The 14,796-nt window shown below is 71.1% G+C and carries 18 protein-coding genes and 4 pseudogenes; 9 read left to right on the top strand and 13 right to left on the bottom strand.

Annotated features, from left to right (window positions below; translation table 11 throughout):
* Positions 1-60: 60 nt before the first annotated feature.
* From ACFVGS_RS08490 to ACFVGS_RS08460, 7 genes are read right to left on the bottom strand one after another with little or no spacing between them, the layout of a single operon-like run.
* Positions 61-228: a hypothetical protein gene (locus ACFVGS_RS08490; RefSeq protein ID WP_384414323.1), complete on the bottom strand. Its 168-nt coding sequence runs from the start codon at positions 226-228 to the stop codon at positions 61-63.
* Positions 225-1,730, bottom strand: a complete 1,506-nt coding sequence (locus ACFVGS_RS08485) for an ABC transporter permease (protein WP_384414326.1) — start codon at positions 1,728-1,730, stop codon at positions 225-227. Before ACFVGS_RS08485 ends, ACFVGS_RS08490 begins: the two co-directional genes overlap by 4 nt.
* Complete coding sequence (locus ACFVGS_RS08480) at positions 1,727-2,401, bottom strand: ABC transporter ATP-binding protein (RefSeq protein ID WP_384414329.1); 675 nt, start codon at positions 2,399-2,401, stop codon at positions 1,727-1,729. The genes ACFVGS_RS08485 and ACFVGS_RS08480 overlap by 4 nt, the downstream gene beginning before the upstream one ends.
* Positions 2,398-2,679 (bottom strand): hypothetical protein, encoded by a 282-nt coding sequence (locus tag ACFVGS_RS08475; protein WP_384414331.1) that lies wholly within the window; start codon positions 2,677-2,679, stop codon positions 2,398-2,400. Before ACFVGS_RS08475 ends, ACFVGS_RS08480 begins: the two co-directional genes overlap by 4 nt.
* Positions 2,676-2,921 (bottom strand): hypothetical protein, encoded by a 246-nt coding sequence (locus ACFVGS_RS08470; RefSeq protein WP_384414334.1) that lies wholly within the window; start codon positions 2,919-2,921, stop codon positions 2,676-2,678. The genes ACFVGS_RS08475 and ACFVGS_RS08470 overlap by 4 nt, the downstream gene beginning before the upstream one ends.
* Entirely contained in the window at positions 2,914-3,195 is a 282-nt protein-coding gene (locus ACFVGS_RS08465; protein ID WP_384414337.1) for a hypothetical protein, read from the bottom strand. Before ACFVGS_RS08465 ends, ACFVGS_RS08470 begins: the two co-directional genes overlap by 8 nt.
* A gap of 26 nt (positions 3,196-3,221) precedes the next feature.
* Entirely contained in the window at positions 3,222-3,446 is a 225-nt protein-coding gene (locus ACFVGS_RS08460; protein WP_384414339.1) for a DUF2933 domain-containing protein, read from the bottom strand.
* Between the two features lie 112 nt (positions 3,447-3,558).
* On the opposite strand from ACFVGS_RS08460, the gene ACFVGS_RS08455 reads away from it, so the two are divergent.
* On the top strand, positions 3,559-5,052 hold the full coding sequence (locus ACFVGS_RS08455) for a heavy metal translocating P-type ATPase (RefSeq protein ID WP_384414342.1): 1,494 nt from the start codon (positions 3,559-3,561) through the stop codon (positions 5,050-5,052).
* A gap of 3 nt (positions 5,053-5,055) precedes the next feature.
* On the opposite strand, the gene ACFVGS_RS08450 is transcribed toward ACFVGS_RS08455, so the two are convergent.
* A complete protein-coding gene (locus tag ACFVGS_RS08450) occupies positions 5,056-5,913 on the bottom strand; it encodes a universal stress protein (protein WP_384414345.1) in 858 nt (285 codons plus the stop codon).
* 223 nt (positions 5,914-6,136) lie between these two features.
* On the opposite strand from ACFVGS_RS08450, the gene ACFVGS_RS08445 reads away from it, so the two are divergent.
* The 7 genes and pseudogenes from ACFVGS_RS08445 to ACFVGS_RS08415 all read left to right on the top strand — a co-directional run.
* The gene (locus tag ACFVGS_RS08445; RefSeq protein WP_384414347.1) at positions 6,137-7,042 is read left to right on the top strand and encodes a universal stress protein; all 906 of its coding nucleotides are present in this window, start codon (positions 6,137-6,139) and stop codon (positions 7,040-7,042) included.
* A complete protein-coding gene (locus ACFVGS_RS08440; protein WP_385691637.1) occupies positions 7,039-8,049 on the top strand; it encodes a universal stress protein in 1,011 nt (336 codons plus the stop codon). Before ACFVGS_RS08445 ends, ACFVGS_RS08440 begins: the two co-directional genes overlap by 4 nt.
* 331 nt (positions 8,050-8,380) lie before the next feature.
* Complete coding sequence (locus ACFVGS_RS08435; protein WP_384414353.1) at positions 8,381-8,563, top strand: hypothetical protein; 183 nt, start codon at positions 8,381-8,383, stop codon at positions 8,561-8,563.
* A 55-nt stretch (positions 8,564-8,618) separates the two neighbouring features.
* A complete protein-coding gene (locus ACFVGS_RS08430; RefSeq protein WP_384414357.1) occupies positions 8,619-9,032 on the top strand; it encodes a CBS domain-containing protein in 414 nt (137 codons plus the stop codon).
* 215 nt (positions 9,033-9,247) lie between these two features.
* Positions 9,248-9,703: an Hsp20/alpha crystallin family protein gene (locus tag ACFVGS_RS08425; protein ID WP_384414360.1), complete on the top strand. Its 456-nt coding sequence runs from the start codon at positions 9,248-9,250 to the stop codon at positions 9,701-9,703.
* A gap of 225 nt (positions 9,704-9,928) precedes the next feature.
* Positions 9,929-10,480, top strand: coding sequence for a hypothetical protein (locus ACFVGS_RS08420; protein WP_385691634.1), 552 nt, complete (start codon positions 9,929-9,931; stop codon positions 10,478-10,480).
* Positions 10,458-10,715, top strand: a pseudogene (locus ACFVGS_RS08415) (cation-transporting P-type ATPase); the annotation flags it as partial. The gene ACFVGS_RS08420 and the pseudogene ACFVGS_RS08415, both read left to right, overlap by 23 nt.
* A 96-nt stretch (positions 10,716-10,811) precedes the next feature.
* Here the strand turns inward: ACFVGS_RS08415 and ACFVGS_RS08410 are convergent.
* A pseudogene (locus tag ACFVGS_RS08410) lies at positions 10,812-11,206 on the bottom strand (transposase); the annotation flags it as partial.
* Between the two features lie 196 nt (positions 11,207-11,402).
* The gene (locus ACFVGS_RS08405) at positions 11,403-12,713 is read right to left on the bottom strand and encodes an MFS transporter (protein WP_385691933.1); all 1,311 of its coding nucleotides are present in this window, start codon (positions 12,711-12,713) and stop codon (positions 11,403-11,405) included.
* A gap of 193 nt (positions 12,714-12,906) precedes the next feature.
* Here ACFVGS_RS08405 and ACFVGS_RS08400 point away from each other — a divergent pair.
* A pseudogene (locus ACFVGS_RS08400) lies at positions 12,907-13,004 on the top strand (IS5/IS1182 family transposase); the annotation flags it as partial.
* On the opposite strand, the pseudogene ACFVGS_RS08395 reads toward ACFVGS_RS08400, so the two are convergent.
* From ACFVGS_RS08395 to ACFVGS_RS08385, 3 genes and pseudogenes are all read right to left on the bottom strand, one after another.
* A pseudogene (locus tag ACFVGS_RS08395) lies at positions 13,003-13,443 on the bottom strand (DUF4389 domain-containing protein); the annotation flags it as partial. The pseudogenes ACFVGS_RS08400 and ACFVGS_RS08395 overlap by 2 nt on opposite strands.
* Entirely contained in the window at positions 13,359-13,973 is a 615-nt protein-coding gene (locus ACFVGS_RS08390; protein WP_385691631.1) for a CBS domain-containing protein, read from the bottom strand. The pseudogene ACFVGS_RS08395 and the gene ACFVGS_RS08390, both read right to left, overlap by 85 nt.
* The gene (locus ACFVGS_RS08385) at positions 13,970-14,626 is read right to left on the bottom strand and encodes a CBS domain-containing protein (RefSeq protein ID WP_385691629.1); all 657 of its coding nucleotides are present in this window, start codon (positions 14,624-14,626) and stop codon (positions 13,970-13,972) included. The genes ACFVGS_RS08390 and ACFVGS_RS08385 overlap by 4 nt, the downstream gene beginning before the upstream one ends.
* Positions 14,627-14,796 lie beyond the last annotated feature (170 nt).

The raw sequence follows: 14,796 nt of genomic DNA, 5'->3' as shown, positions 1-14,796 counted from the left end.
CCCCGCGCTCGTGTGTCGGCGGCGTACGCCCGGTCCTGCGTTCTGAGAGGAGAACGCGGGTCAGGAGTCGTGGAGCATGTCGCGCATGTGGGCGATCTCGGCGGTCTGGGCCTTGATGATCTGGTCGGAGAGGTCCTTGGCGGTGAGGGTGAGTCCGGCGACGAGTGTGACCGCGGCGACTGTAAGGGCGGTGCGTCGGCGGGCGGTACGGGCGGCGGGGGTCTTCATGACCTGCCTCCGGGGACGCGGCCGGTCCGGTGGAACAGGGCAGCGGCGGCCAGGGCGAGGCCCGCGAGCCAGGCGAGGGCGAGGAGCAGGGGACCGGTGGCGTCGAAGCCGGGTGTCACGGCGGCGTCGGCCAGGACGCGGCCGGCGCCGTAGCCGGGCAGGGCGTGGGCCCAGTCGGGCGGGGTGGGGCGGAGCATGGGGCTCTGGCCGATGCCCAGGTCGAGGAAGGGGACGAGGAAGGCGATGAGGATGCCGCCGAGCCGTCCGAAGACCGGGCCGAGCAGGACCCCGACCAGACCGTAGGTGAGGGCGATGAGCACACTGGCGGCGATGTAGCGGGGCCAGTCGCGGGCGTCGAAGACGGTGGCGGTGACGGCGAGGGAGGCGGTCGTCGCCGCGAGCGCGCCGAGGGCGACGACGGTGAGTCGTGCGGCGAGCAGGGCGGTGGGACGGAAGCCGGCCAGCGCGAGCCGTCGGTCGGCGGCGCGGGCGTCGAGGACCGTGAACAGGCCGGTCAGGGCGGCGAGCGAGCCGATGGCGATCGGGGCCATGGTGCCGCCGTGGATGTCGGGCAGCCAGGCCCGCACCGTACGGTCGGCGCCGTTCTCGGGGACGGTCAGCGTGGTGAATTCGCTCGGGGTGGTCGCGACCGCGAGGAGGACGAAGACGGCGGGGACGGCGACGAGCAGCACCCACAGCACCCGGTTGCGGCCCGTCTCCCGCAGGCCCGCCCTCATGCCCGCGGTCAGCTGGGCCCGGCGCGACCCGGGTGCGGCGCGGCGACGAGCGTGCGCGGTGCGGCTGGTCGCGGTGATGACCGTCCAGGCGGCCACGAGCGCGGTGGCGGTCCAGGCCAGGGCCCAGCCGAGGTCGCCGACCCGTCCGCCGTGTCCGGACGGCAGGTCCACCATCCACAAGGTGACGAAGTGGGTCGGCAGAATCCGGGTGAGCGGCCGGTCGGCGGCGCCGAGGACGGGTCCGAGGAACACGTCGAGGATCCACACGAACAGCACCAGCACGGTGCCGTTGACCGGGTTCGCGACCAGGGCGCCGATCACCGCCCCGATCGCCAGGTAGATCACGGCGTACATCACGGTCCCCGCGATGACCCGTCCGGGCGTGTCGCCCAGGCCGGTGCGGGCGGCGAGCGCGACCAGGGCGGCGGCCGAGGCGAGCAGCGCGAGGGCCAGGCCGGTCGCCGTACGGGCGGCCACGAGCCGGGCCGGGGCCAGTCCGGCGAGGACCAAGCGGCGGTCGGCGGCGCGGGCACCGCGCAGCTGGAAGTACATGGCGACGGCGGCGATGAACCCGGCGGCCCACCCGGCCGTCGCGGTCTCGACCGGGGGCCCGCCGACGCCGCCGAGGAGCTCGGCGGCGTCGGCCAGGGGGCGGGAGGCGACGACGACGAAGACGACCGGTACGAGGACGAGCACCAGCAGGTTCACCGGAGTGCGCGCCGCATCGGTCAGGAAGCGGCGGGTGAGGAGGCCGGCGGTGGTCATGTCCCCACCGCCCGTCCGTCGCGGAGCCGCACGATACGGTCGAAGCGCTCGGCGTCGGTGACGAAGTGACTGATGATCAGCACCGAGCGGCCGGCTTGACGTCGCTCGGCGACGAGGCCCCAGAACTTCAGGTACGTGTCGAAGTCGAAGCCCGCGTACGGCTCGTCGAGGAGCAGCACCTCGGGGTCGGCGAGCAGCGCCAGGCCCAGGTTGAGCTTGGCCAGCGTCCCGCCCGAGAGCCGGTCGGCGCGGGCGGCCGCGTACTTCTCGAAGCCGAGCCGGGCGTAGAGCCCGGCACGGTGGGCGCGCTCGACCTGTTCGGGCAGCTCGTAGGCGTGGCCGAAGAGCTCGAAGTGTTCGTCGCAGGTGAGGCGCTCGTACACGATCGGCTCCTGCGGGCAGTACCCGATCCGTCCGCGGCGGGTGACCGTTCCCGCGTCCGGGGCCAGGTCCCCGACGAGGATCCGCATCAGTGTGCTCTTACCCGAGCCGTTCTCACCGACCAGACCGACGACCTCTCCCGCCGCCAGTGTCAGGTCCACCCCGCGCAGCACCAGGGACGATCGTCGGAACAGCCCGCGTCCGTACGCTTTGACGATCCCGTTCGCGGTGAGGAGGGCGGCATCGGCGATGGCTTCCCCAGCGCTCGTCCGGGCCGTCTCGCCGGTCACCGTGCCCTCCGGGAGCCGGTGGGCGGGGGAGCCGGGATGTCGCGCAGCGTGTCGGCGACGGCCCAGGTCAGTGCGGCGGCGATGACCGTGGCGCCCCACAGTCCCCAGGCGGCGGCGGAAGCCTCGCCGGCCAGAAGGGCCGGCAGCGCGAGGAGGCTCGCGACCGGCAGGGCGACGGTCACCGAGCGGGTGGGGCCGCGACGCCGGTGGACCTGGAGGGCCGAGGCCGCCACCGAGAGGACGCCGCCTGCGAGCAGGAGCCGGATCAGGACGGTCACGACGGGTCACCTCCGGGCGGCGGGCAGGTGCGCCGGACTCGCGCGGGGCCACCCGTTCGGCGTGCGGGACCGAGGCGGGGCCGGAACGCGGGTGTCCGCGCTGCATACGCGGCCCAGGCCTCGCCGAAGCGGGCGGCGACCTCGCGTTCCTCGCTGCGGGCGAGGCGGACGTACATGTAATCGCGGACGTACACGTAAATCAGGACGACCAGCGGCCACAGGCCGAAGGCGGCGTCAGCCATGACGGCCTCCCGCACGGGCCCGCGACGAGGGCCGCGGGCGGCGCTGTCCGTGGGCGAGGGCAGCCATGCGACCTTGGTACGCGGCCTGGTCGATGCGGCCGTGGAGGCGCAGGCCCACCGCCCACCGCTCGGCGGCGTCCAGCGCGGCCCGGCGTCCGGCCACGCGGGCCAGCGGCGGGCAGCGTGGCTCGTCCGGGGTGATCAGGCGGGCGATCTCATAGAGGACGCCCGTCGCGATCAGCCCCGCGGCGACGGCGGCGATCACGGTGATCACGGGACTCGCCCCGGCTCGGCCGGCCGTCAGGGGCGCCCGGACTCGTTGCGGTCGTGGTCCTCATGCCGGTCGTCGTGGCCGTCGTGCATGTCCTGGCCGTGCATGCCGCGCATCATGAAGAACATCATCAGCGGGCAGGCCAGCGCGACGCCGAGGAACGCCAGAGTGCCGACGGGAAGGCCGAGAGCAAGGGTCCCGACGACGGCGATCGCAACGGCGATGGCGTACAGGCCCCATTGGTTCTGCTTCATCACGGGCCTCCTTCCTCTCTCCCATCGTCTCCCTGCTGTTTCCCCGGCGATGGGGCCGAACGGTTCCTCCCAAGCGTCCGTTGGGCCCTGCCATGCCTGGTGGCATCTCCGGATGCCGCGCGGGAGGCTGCGCCTCGCCGACGCGATCTCCGCCTACTTCGTCCCGGCGGTGATCGGTATCGCGATCGCCGCCTTCGCTCTCTGGTACACGATCGGCCCCGCTCCGGCCCTCACCCTGGCCCTGGTCTCCGCCGTCGCCGTGCTGATCATCGCCTGCCCCTGCGCCCTCGGTCTGGCCACCCCGCTCTCGGTCATGGTCGGCACCGGCAAGGGGGCGAGGGCCGGCATCCTCATCCGTTCCGCCGAGGCCCTGGAGACGGCGCACAAGCTCGACACGATCGTCCTGGACAAGACGGGCACGGTCACCGAGGGCAGGCCGGTCCTCACCGATGTGGAACCGGTCGGCGGCTTCGGCGAGGACGAGCTGCTCGCGCTCGCGGCCGCTGCCGAGAGCGACAGCGAGCACCCGCTCGCCCGGGCGGTCGTCGAGGGCGCCCGTGACCGCGGCCTGTCCGTCCCCTCCGCCTCGGCCTTCGACTCCGTCACCGGCAAGGGCGTCCGGGCTACCGTGGACGGTCGCGCCGTGCTCGTGGGCACGGCGCGGTTCCTCGCGGACGGCGGCGTCGACACCACCGACGTGGCCGAGCGGGCCGGGCGGCTGTCCGAGCGGGGCAGGACGCCGGTGCTCGTCGCGGCCGACGGGCGCGCCGCCGGCGCGCTGGCCGTCGCCGACACCGTCAAGGACGACTCGGCCCGTGCCGTGTCCGCCCTGCGGCACCTCGGTACGGACATCGTGATGCTCACCGGCGACAACGCCCGCACCGCCGCCGCGATCGCCGGCCAGGTCGGCATCCCCCGCGTCCTGGCCGAAATTCTGCCCGAGCACAAGGCGGACGAGATCCGCCGTCTTCAGGGCGAGGGGCGCACGGTCGGCATGGTCGGCGACGGCATCAACGACGCCCCCGCTCTCGCCCAGGCCGACGTGGGCCTGGCGATCGGCACGGGTACCGACGTCGCCATCGAGTCCGCGGACATCACCCTCGTCTCCGGCTCCCTCGCCGGAGTCGTCACCGCCATCCGCCTCTCGAAGGCGACCATGCGCAACATCAAGCAGAACCTGTTCTTCGCCCTCGTCTACAACGCCGTAGGCATCCCGCTCGCGGCCGGCGCCCTCTACCCCCTCTGGGGCATCCGCCTCAGCCCGATCATCGCCGCGGCAGCCATGGCACTGTCCTCCCTGTCCGTCGTCACCAACGCCTCCCGCCTGCGCCGCTGGCACCCCGCACCACTGCCCGAAGCGGGCGGCAGAGCGTCACAGCCCGAAGTCGAGACCGCCGCGACCGACATCACGCGGCGCAAGGACGGCCCGGACGGTCTCGGGACGGCCGTCGACCCCGTGTGCGGCATGGAGGTCGACCCTGCGACCGCACCCGAACACCGGGAAACTCCCGCAGGCACACTCCACTTCTGCTCCACCCACTGCGCCACCACGTACGACGGCGATCCCGACCGCTACACGCCCTCCCTGAGCCGACGTCATCCGTAGCGATCACATCAAGGGGACGACGGCGACCGGCGCGGGGCTGTGGTGGATGACCGCGTGGGCGACATGGCCGAGATGCGTGCCGAGGGGGACCTTTCGGCTCCTGCGTCCCACGATGACGAGCCCCGCGTTCTGCGACGCCTCGACCAGCTGGTAGGCAGGCGAGCCCACCACCGCCGTGGCTGCCACGTCCACGCCCGCGTACCGCTTCCGCCACGGTGCCACCAGGTCGTCCAGACCGCCGAGGAGGTGGTCGCCCAGCTCCTCGCCGATGCCCGGGTCCACGGCGGCCGCGTAGCCGTACGAGGCGGGAAGCGTCCAGCTGTGCAGGAAGCGAAGCGTCGTGTTCCTGCGGGCGGCCTCATTGAACGAGAACGCGAACAGGGCCTCGCACGGGTGGTAGATGTCGACGCCGACCACGATTCCGCCTTCGGGAGCCACGGGGGCGCCTTCCGCGCGCACGAGCACGACGGGCCGACGCGACGCACCGACGGCGGCGAGGGAGACCGAGCCGACCATGAAGCCCCGGACGCCCCCGAGCCCACGCGATCCGAGCACCGTCAGATCCGCCTCGTTCGCGGCGGCCGTCAGTTCCTCGGCCGGCCGGCCACGCGCACGCTCGGTGAGGACCTCGAGGCCGGGGTGGTCCTTCCGCACGCGGTTCGCCTCGTCCCGCAGGAGACTCTCGCTCCGCTCGGCCACGGTGCGGGCGTACGGCACAGGCACCTCAGGGGTACTCGGCCGCTCCTCCACGTGCACCAGCCGGAGGGGCACTTCACGCAACACCGCTTCCGTCGCCGCCCAGCCCACGGCGGCGAGGCTTTCCTTCGAGCCGTCCAGACCGACGATGACCTGAGCAGTCATGGCCTGCCTCCTCAGTCGCGTCCGCTCCGTTCTGTGGTGGTCCGGATCGGAGAGGACATCCCGCATTCCAGGCTGGTGCTCCCGGCCTTCCGCCAGCAGGGCCGGGCAGGCCTCGATCGGGACCGAACGGCCCATCCCGAGAATGCCCACCACGGTGCAGCGTGGAAGGTGTCGCCCCCCTGGGACGTGCCCCGAGCGAGGGGCGTACCTCGGAGGAGGAACCATGACCAGTGAGATCCCCGCTCGCCCGGAGCTCGGCGTCGTCGTCGTGGGAGTCGACGGGTCCCCTTCCGGGCGCACGGCCGTGCTCTGGGCCGCTGCCGAGGCGGACCGCCGGGGGCGGCCCCTGCATCTCGTCCACGCCGTCGACACCGACCGCCACGCTCTCTTCGCCGATGCGGAAAAGATCCAGGCGGCACGCGAAGCGGGCCGCGACCTGCTGATCGAGACGGCGAGCACTGTCCAGGAGCTCTTTCCGGACCTTGCCGTCACGGAGGAACTGAGCCGCCGGGAGCCGGTCGCCGGTCTCCGGGCGGCCGCTGGCCACGAGGGCACGATCGTGGTGGGCAACCGGGGGCTCGGCGGTTTCTCGACCCTCATGCTCGGCTCCGTGGGGCTGGGCGTGGCAGCGCGTGCCGAGACGCCTGTGATCGTCGTCCGTGGTGACGGCGACCGCCCCGAGTCGGGCTCGGTGACGGCGGCCGTGCACGGCGCCTCGGATCTCGGGTGGCTGCTCGTCGCGGCTGCCGAGGCGTATGCCCGCAAGGCGGTGTTGCGACTGGTGAGCGTCTGGAACGTGCTCACCCACGTCGGCAGCGTCGAGACCATGCTGGACGACCTGGACGAGATCGCACTGCAGCGCGTGCACGAGATCAAAGCGCTCGCCGACCGCGTGCGTGACTTCTACCCCGGGCTCGTCGTCAGCCATCACGTCGAGACGGGCACAAGCACGCCCGGAATCCTGGTGGAGGCGAGTGCCCACACCGACCTGCTCGTGATGGGCAGAGAACACCGAGTCCTGGGCGCGGGCCCGTCCCTGGGGCGCGTCGCCCACGTCCTGCTCCACCACTCCTACTCTCCGGTGGAGATCGTCCCACCCGCCTACGCCACACGGGTCGAGGAGACGTGAACGAGATACTGCTCGGAATCGACCCGCGGGAGCAGTCGATCCACGCTCTCGTCTGGGCCGCCGACGAGGCCGTACGAAGACGACTGGCGCTCCGCCTGGTCGTTGCCGTACCGCCCGCCCACGACAGGCTCCGCTACGACGCGCTCGCCCACCAGAGCGCCCTGCGACTGAGAGCGGAGTCGGCGCTCGTCAACGCGGAGGACCTCGTACGAGAACTCCACGGCGGGCTGCGGACCGCGACGGAACTGGTGAACGGTGCGCCTGCGACCGTGCTCCACGACCTGGCGGCGAACGCCGCACTCGTCGTCGTGGGCTCGCGCCGTCTCGGCAGGGTGGCCGAAGTGTTCAGTGAGAGCTCCGTGGTCGTCCCGCTGACTGCGCGGGCCCGATGCCCCGTCGTCATGGTCCGCGAAGCCGAACACAGCGTCGTGCACCCGCCGGCCCTCGTCGTCGGCGTGGACGGAAGCGAGTCCGCACAGGCCGCGGTCGCCTTCGCCGTCGCAGAGGCGAGCCTGCGTGAGGCACGACTGCGCGCCGTCTGGGTCTGGCCTCCTTCCGTCCTCGCCCACGACGATGTCGCCGAGGGGCTGGCCAAGCGCCGTCGGCTGTTGGCCGAGTCGGTGGCCGGGTGGGCGCGGAGGTATCCGGACGTCACCATCTCCCAAGAGGTCCTTCGAGGACACCCGGTCGAGCAACTCGCCTTGGCGTCCAAGGAGTCCCTCGCCCTGGTCGTAGGCCGCAGAGGCCGCGGCGGCTACTCGGGCATGCGGCTGGGATCGACGGTCCACGGCCTGCTGCACCGCGCCATGTGTCCCGTGATCACCGTCCCTCTCCCGCTGCGCGAGGGGCGGGCCGACGACCCGGCATGGGCTGACCGGTCCCGTTCCCGTACGACCGACTGGTCCCGGCCCGCTGACCCACTCGGCACTGGGGTGCGGCGGCCCCCGCGCGGGACGGTGGGGCGAGAGGACGGCCCCGGTCCGTCCGCCGGTTCCCCGGAGAGGTGAGCACCATGCAGCGCATCCGGATCAGCCCCCGGCCCCGACAGCCCCGCAGGCCCAGTCCCCTTGATCTGCGCACCCCGTCCGGCCGGTCGCTCCCGTACTGAGGACTCCCGAGAGCCACGGAGGATGTCATGGGACCGGTGGCACGCGTTGTACGGCTCACGGAGCCGGGCCGGTCGGACGTCGGTCGGGTGGGAGGCAAGAGCGCGTCGCGGGGAGAGTCGCTGGGAGAGATGACCAACCGGCTCGCCGCCGCGGGCATACGCGTACTGCCGGGCTTCGCCCTCGCGGAGGCGACGCTCGAGAAGGGCTCGGGACGAAGGGAGGAGTGACCATGCCCAGGAAGACACGGCACAGACTGGCCCAGGACGCCGGGCCGACGGCCCAGCTCGGTCGACCGGCGGCCACAGACATGCGCGGCGGCCGCCCCGAGAAACACCAGCCACCCGCCGTGGGAGTGAACGGGCGTCCGCTGCGCCCGGTGCACACCATCAGGGTGTCGGCGCTCTTCCTCTGAATGATCGGTGAATCGGCCGAATCGCGAGTAGGGGGCCTGAAAGGAGGCCGCGGCCATGACAACCGCAAGGGAAATCATGCACACCGGGGCGAGCTGCGTGCAGGAGAACGAAACTCTGATGGACGCCGCGCGGCGCATGAGGGAACTGGATGTCGGCGCGCTGCCCATCTGCGGGCCGGACGACCGGCTGCACGGCATCATCACCGACCGGGACATCGTGGTGAAGTGCCTCGCGAAGGGCAAGGACCCCCACCACATGACGGCCGGGCATCTGGCCCAGGGCAAGCCGATCACCGTGGACGCGGACGCCGACAGCGAAGAGGTGCTCCGCACGATGCAGGACCACCGCATCCGCCGCGTGCCCGTGATCGACGATCACCGACTGGTCGGCATGATCAGCGAGGCGGACCTGGCCCGGCACCTCCCGGAGGAACGGGTGGGCCACTTCGTCGAGGAGATCTGCCGCTGACAGCACCGGAAACCGTGGCGCTATGGGCCGATCGGTCCCGGTACGGCCCGCTCGGCCCCGTCCTACAGCCCCCCTTGGATGCTGCGCCACCTGACATCGCGGGCGGACGATGGGTTTACGGAGTCGGACCGGCCCCGTAACCCGGTCCACGGCCCGTCCGTACCGACTCGGGTCCACGGCGACCGCCCTGGGCCCCGGGAGCGAGGAGCAGAACAATGGCCGGAGGCAAGATGGAACGCAGGCACAGCCTGTTCCCCGACTTCGACACCTGGTTCAGCCGGGAGTTTCCGGGGCTGCCCGGCTGGCGGCCCGCGACGGCCGCGCACTCCATTCCGGTAGAGGTGTCCAGCGGCGCCGGTGAGTACGTACTGCGGGCCGAACTGCCCGGAATGGACCCCGACGACTTCACCATCACCGTCGAGGACGACCGCATCACGGTGAGTGCGGAGCACAGCGAGAGCGAGGAGGACAAAGAGCATTCGGAGTTCCGCTACGGATCGTTCCGCCGGACCGTGCGTCTCCCGGTCACGATCCCGGCCGACGACGTCGAGGCGTCGTACGAGGACGGCATCCTCACCATCCGCGTCCCGATGCCCGAGCAGGAGACCGGCACCGCACGCACCATCCCGGTGAAGCGAGGCGGCAGCCCGCCCGAGGAAGCCACGTCGTGAACTCGGAGCGACTCCTGGAAGCCTATGGCACAAGGCCGGCGCGACCGCCGGGATCGCCCAGGAGATCGGCAACGCGCTCCGGGACGACGGTTTCGACGCCGTCGTCCTGCCGGGCGGCGACTTCCGCGATCCGGAACGAATCCGGGCATGGGCCCACCACATCATCCCAACGGCAGGTGCGGCATGTCTCAGCAGGAGCCTTCGAGCAGCGGGTCCACTCCGCCTGTGAAAGGACCCCGCGGGCGTGCCGTCTTGGTCCTCGTCCTGATCATCGCCATGTTCTGCGGCGCCGTGGCCAGCGGAATGCTGTGGAACGCCGGAGCGAGGACCGATCGCGAACGCGCCGCCCACCGTCATCAGGTGCGGGCGACCACCACCGGGCCGGCCAAGGAAACACCCCTCGTCGCCAGTTACGGCACGCAGCCGCAGGCCCTCGCACCGGCGGTGTGGGAACAGCCGGAGCACGTCCGCCGCTCCGGGACGATCCATGTCCCACCGAGAACGCCCCCCGGCGGCATCGTGACGATCTGGGTGGACGACGCAGGGTCTCCCGCCCGGCCCCCGGGCAGCGCCGCGGACCGCGCACTCACCTCCCTCACGGGCGGTACCGCGGCAGCGGGTGCCGTCGGGGTGACGGGAGCCGGCGTGGTCTTCCTCGTCCGGCGGCGGAGCGAATGCCACCGACTCGCGGCTTGGGAACGGGAGTGGGAGCAGGTGGAACCCGTGTGGTCCGGCCGCCTGCACCGGGAAAGTGATGCCGGGGGCGACGATGACTGACCACGCTGCCGGTCGAACCGCAGCGGATCCGAGCACCACCCCGGCTCCGGCGCTGCCCTTCGACCCCAGCGAGCCCCTGCCCAGGCTGCGCTGGGAACTGGGCCACCGTTCCGGCCGGGCTGTCCGCCGGCTCGCCGTTCACGGACCGAATGAGGTCCGGCGCAAGGCCCGCTTCCCTTTCGCGCGGGAGCTCGTCGGGCAGCTGGTGCAGCCGCTGGCCCTTCTGCTGTGGGCCGCAGCCGCGCTGGCCTTCGTCGCGGATCTCTGGGTGCTCGGCTGGGCGATCCTGGCGGTCCGTCCGGCGGACGAGCACTACGTTCTGTCTCTTTGGTCAGCGTCGGGTCCAGATGAGGATGCCGGCGACGTAGAGTGCGGCCTGGTAGGCGATGGCGAAGTTTGTCCGTACGTGTGGCCAGGTCGCGCCACTGCTTGAGCCGGTTGATGCACCGCTCCACTGTGTTCCGCTGTTTGTAGGACTCTCGGTCGGAGCCTGGCGGGTAGCTCCCTCGACGTCCCCCCGCAGGCGGTGGCCGATCTGGTCGGACGGCTGCGGGATGACCGCGCGGATTCCCCGGCGCCTTAGGTGACTGCGGATCGCGCGGGACGAGTAGGCACGGTCGGCCAGCACTGCAATGCGCCGGGTTCGGGGCCTGCCGGGCCGCTGCCGGGCACCCTGATACGGGCCATCACCGTCTCGAAAGCGGGTGCGTAACCGGCCTGGCCTGCCTTTCCCGCTCGCCGCCCTCGGTCCTGTCGCCCCGGGCGATTTTCGGGTGTTTCTGGCGGGGGTGGCGCGGATGGCTAAGGGCTGTCCCGTAATGCCAAGGGCTTGCCGAGACGGCGACGCAGACCAGCGGTGTACACCCCTCCACTCGGTTGGCACGGTGCATGACCGTCACCTATGAACAAACTTCTCGGTCTCTCAGGCGTCCTCAAGTGAGGCGGTATCCGTTCTTGGTGCCAGCTCCCGCCGCCACGTCGCGACGCTGCCCAGGAAGATCACGAGCTGGCCCATTGCGGCGCCCCAGAACAGGAAACGTGGGCCCTGGGAAGCGATCAGGGCACCGCCGATGGCCAGTCCCAGAGGTTCCACGCCGAACGACAGGGTCCGGAAGGCGCTGTTGACGCGGCCCTGAAGCTGGTCAGGTGTGACCGACAGGCGGTAGGTCACCAGGGACACCGCGAAGATCGGCCACAGTAGGTTCGTTACCAGGACGCCGGCGGCAAGAAGGACGATCGACTGTGCGGCGGCCATCATGGACGCCGCGACGGCCCACAGGGCGACGGAGCCGAGCGCTAGGGCGCGCAGGCTGATGCGCTCACGCAGCCATGACGCGGTGAACGCGCTGGCCACCGTGCCGAGACCAACCGCGGCGAGGATGAGGCCGATCAGTCCGGCGTTGATGTCGAGGTCCTCGGTGGCCAGGACGATGGTGGCCAGGTTGAGCGGCGCCTGAAGAAAGTTGATCAGGGTGACCATCACCATGAGCAGGCGCAGCAGGCGCTGCCGCCAGAGGAACGACATCCCTTCCTTGAGGTCGGCCATCACGGAGCGCTGTTCGTCGGCCGGCCGCTGCTCCTGGAACGACTTGCGTACGAACAGCAGCGAGGCCCCCGAGAGCAGGTAGGTGACGGCGTCGACGGCGTAGCTGTAGACGGCGCCGAGCGTGGAGTTCTTGGCAAGGCCGATCAGGGCGCCGGAGAGGGCGGATCCGCCGACGCCGGCTGCCGAGTCGGCCACCTCGTTGAGGGCGTTGGCGGAGGCCAGCTGCTCCTCGGGGACCAGCTTCGAAAGGGCGGACAGGTGGGAGACGGCCGAGAAGACGTGCCCGACGCCCTCCAGGAAGGCGACCGCTGCCAGGTGCGCGATTGTCAGGCTGTCAAAGGCGTAGGCAACCGGGATCGTCGCCAGCGCGGCGAAACGGCCGAGGTCAGCGACGATCATGACGCGGCGGCGGTCCCACCGGTCGATGAACACGCCGGCCAGAAGGTTCAGCAGCAGGTAGGGGGCGAGCCGGGCGGCTCCCACGAGTCCGGCCATGGTGGGGGAACCGGAGAGGCCGAGCGCGAGGATCGGCACGGCCAGGTTGGACAGCGCCGTGCCTACCGACGAGACGGTGAACCCGCCCCAGACAATCATGAAGTCGCGGTTCATTAACAGCCCGCGCCAATGGCGCTTGGGCGCCGCGATCGGCGTCGGCTTCGCTACCGACGTGGTGCCCTCAGTTGCCATGATCACGCCCGTCCGACTTTGGACATGTCGGCTGCGGCGCCAAGGCCCAACAGGCGAAGCGCTTCGGCTGCGCATGCAGGGAATGAACATGTGGATGCCTTGTGGCGGTCACTTTCGATCATGGCAGGATTGTCGACCACGGGCTTGAGCAGAAGCGGTCGTATGGGCGAGATGATCTCGATGTGGAGGGGTCGGCGCCAAGGCCGCCGTCGGCAAGTCCATCACATCGCCGACGGCGGATACCCGGGCAACGGACTGGTCATCCCGCACCGCCGCGAGCGCGGTCAGAGCGGGAGAGCCGCTCCGGGTAGGCGATGTCCAGCCGGGCCGGGTAGTCGGGCTCGGGCCCCAGACTGAACGGTGGGTAGCGGTCGGTGCCGAGGGCGCCGTACGAGTAGTACGACACGCGCCATGACCAGCGGAGCACGCCGAGGTTGAAGTCGAACAGGCCCCGCGGGAAGCGCTCGGTGAAGAGGATGGCGAAGAACGCGATCACCGTCACGACGATGAAGGCGATCCAGAGGAAGAACAGCACGATCCAGTGGGGGATCACCAGGATCCATTTGACCAGCCACAGCCAGCGGGACAGTCGGCCGTCGAGTTCGGCCGTCACCACCACGGGAGCATGCGGGGTGCTCGGGGTGTTCATGCTCCTCCCTCCTTCGGCAGGTCGTCGTCCTCGTACGTGAGCCGGTCGACGACCCCCACGACACCGTCGACGCTGTTGCAGAGCCTGAGAAACACCGGCACGAGGCTCCGACGCCGTACCGTGTCGCTGAGCGTCACCCGGCCGTCCACCACCTCGACCGACAGGGCGGACGGGCTCAGCCCCAAGGTGTGGGTGACCACGTCCTCGACGATCTCCTCCTGGATCGCACGGTCCCTGCGCAGGAACAGCTGGACGAGGTCGCTGCGGCTGAGGATGCCCACGAGCTGCCCTTCGTCGTCGACCACGGGCAGGCGCTTCACCCCCGCCCGGTCCATCACGCGGGCGGCCCGCACCACGCTCCACTCGGGTCGGGCGACGATGGCGGGGCTCGACATGAGCGCGCCCGCGGTGTCGAGCCGGGCCCCGGCGGCCCGGCGGCGTACCAGGTCCGCCTCCGAGACAACGCCGAGAGGCCGGTTCGACTCGTCCACCACGCACACCGCGGTGATGTCGAACTCGTCCAGGAGCCGAGCGATCTCCTTGAACGTCGTGCCTGGTACGACGCTGACCGCCGTGGGCGTCATCAGATCCGCGACGCGGCGGTGCCTCATCGCCTGTCACCCTCGGCTGTGAGTTCGCACCGTACGTCCACGACGCCTTCGACAGCGCGAGCAAGACGAGCTGCGAGCGGGATGAGCGCGCTGTCGCGGACCTCGCCCGACAGTGTCACGACTCCGGCATCGACATGGACCTCGACCCGACGACGAGAGAGGGGGAACAGGTGCTCGACGACGTCGCGACGCACTTCGGCGGCGAGATCCTCGTCCGGGCGGAGGAAGACCTTGAGGAGGTCGGACCGGCTCACGATCCCCTGGATGACGCCGCTCGCGTCGACGACTGGTAGCCGTTTCACGCGGTGGGCGGCCATGAGGCGGGCGGCCTGGGGCAGGGACGCACCGAGAGCGACGGTGACAGCGGGCGAGGTCATCAGGTCCTCGGCCCGGTGAGAGCCAGCCTTGGCCGTGGCGTCGAGACGGCGCATCTGTTCCACGAGACCCAGGCGGTGGTCGTGGAGCTCCTCTTTGAGGAGCAGGTCGGCCTCGGAGACCACGCCGACGACGCGGCCCTCGCCCTCGACAACCGGTACGGCGGTCACCTTCCATCGCTCCATGGCGGCGACGATCTCCTTGAACTCCGCGCCGGGCTGGACGGCGACCACCTTCTTGGTCATCACGTCGGCGACGGTGAACGGCTGGGTGGCCATGACTCCGTCTCCTCATCGGGCGTAGGCCAGGGGTTCCGCGCCGATACGCGGCATGAGGTCGTCCAGCAGGCGGTCACGCGCCTCGGGAGCGAGTTCGTTCAGGAGCGTCCTCGTGGTGGTCATGAGTCCTCCAGCTCTTTCCCACAGGCTCGCTCGGGTCGGGTGCCGTC

Origin of the sequence: Streptomyces sp. NPDC127114 (assembly GCF_042677525.1) — a bacterium.
Lineage (GTDB): Bacteria > Actinomycetota > Actinomycetes > Streptomycetales > Streptomycetaceae > Streptomyces.
Note: the sequence above shows the minus strand (reverse complement) of the source record. Positions and strands in the feature narration are given on the sequence as shown.

Coding starts and splice junctions, on each gene's coding strand:
- ACFVGS_RS08490 (WP_384414323.1), bottom strand. CDS start 228: ATGAAGACCCCCGCCGCCCGTACCGCCCGCCGACGCACCGCCCTTACA.
- ACFVGS_RS08485 (WP_384414326.1), bottom strand. CDS start 1,730: ATGACCACCGCCGGCCTCCTCACCCGCCGCTTCCTGACCGATGCGGCG.
- ACFVGS_RS08470 (WP_384414334.1), bottom strand. CDS start 2,921: ATGGCTGACGCCGCCTTCGGCCTGTGGCCGCTGGTCGTCCTGATTTAC.
- ACFVGS_RS08460 (WP_384414339.1), bottom strand. CDS start 3,446: ATGAAGCAGAACCAATGGGGCCTGTACGCCATCGCCGTTGCGATCGCC.
- ACFVGS_RS08455 (WP_384414342.1), top strand. CDS start 3,559: ATGCCGCGCGGGAGGCTGCGCCTCGCCGACGCGATCTCCGCCTACTTC.
- ACFVGS_RS08450 (WP_384414345.1), bottom strand. CDS start 5,913: ATGACTGCTCAGGTCATCGTCGGTCTGGACGGCTCGAAGGAAAGCCTC.
- ACFVGS_RS08445 (WP_384414347.1), top strand. CDS start 6,137: ATGACCAGTGAGATCCCCGCTCGCCCGGAGCTCGGCGTCGTCGTCGTG.
- ACFVGS_RS08435 (WP_384414353.1), top strand. CDS start 8,381: ATGCCCAGGAAGACACGGCACAGACTGGCCCAGGACGCCGGGCCGACG.
- ACFVGS_RS08430 (WP_384414357.1), top strand. CDS start 8,619: ATGACAACCGCAAGGGAAATCATGCACACCGGGGCGAGCTGCGTGCAG.
- ACFVGS_RS08425 (WP_384414360.1), top strand. CDS start 9,248: ATGGCCGGAGGCAAGATGGAACGCAGGCACAGCCTGTTCCCCGACTTC.
- ACFVGS_RS08405 (WP_385691933.1), bottom strand. CDS start 12,713: ATGGCAACTGAGGGCACCACGTCGGTAGCGAAGCCGACGCCGATCGCG.
- ACFVGS_RS08390 (WP_385691631.1), bottom strand. CDS start 13,973: ATGAGGCACCGCCGCGTCGCGGATCTGATGACGCCCACGGCGGTCAGC.
- ACFVGS_RS08385 (WP_385691629.1), bottom strand. CDS start 14,626: ATGGCCACCCAGCCGTTCACCGTCGCCGACGTGATGACCAAGAAGGTG.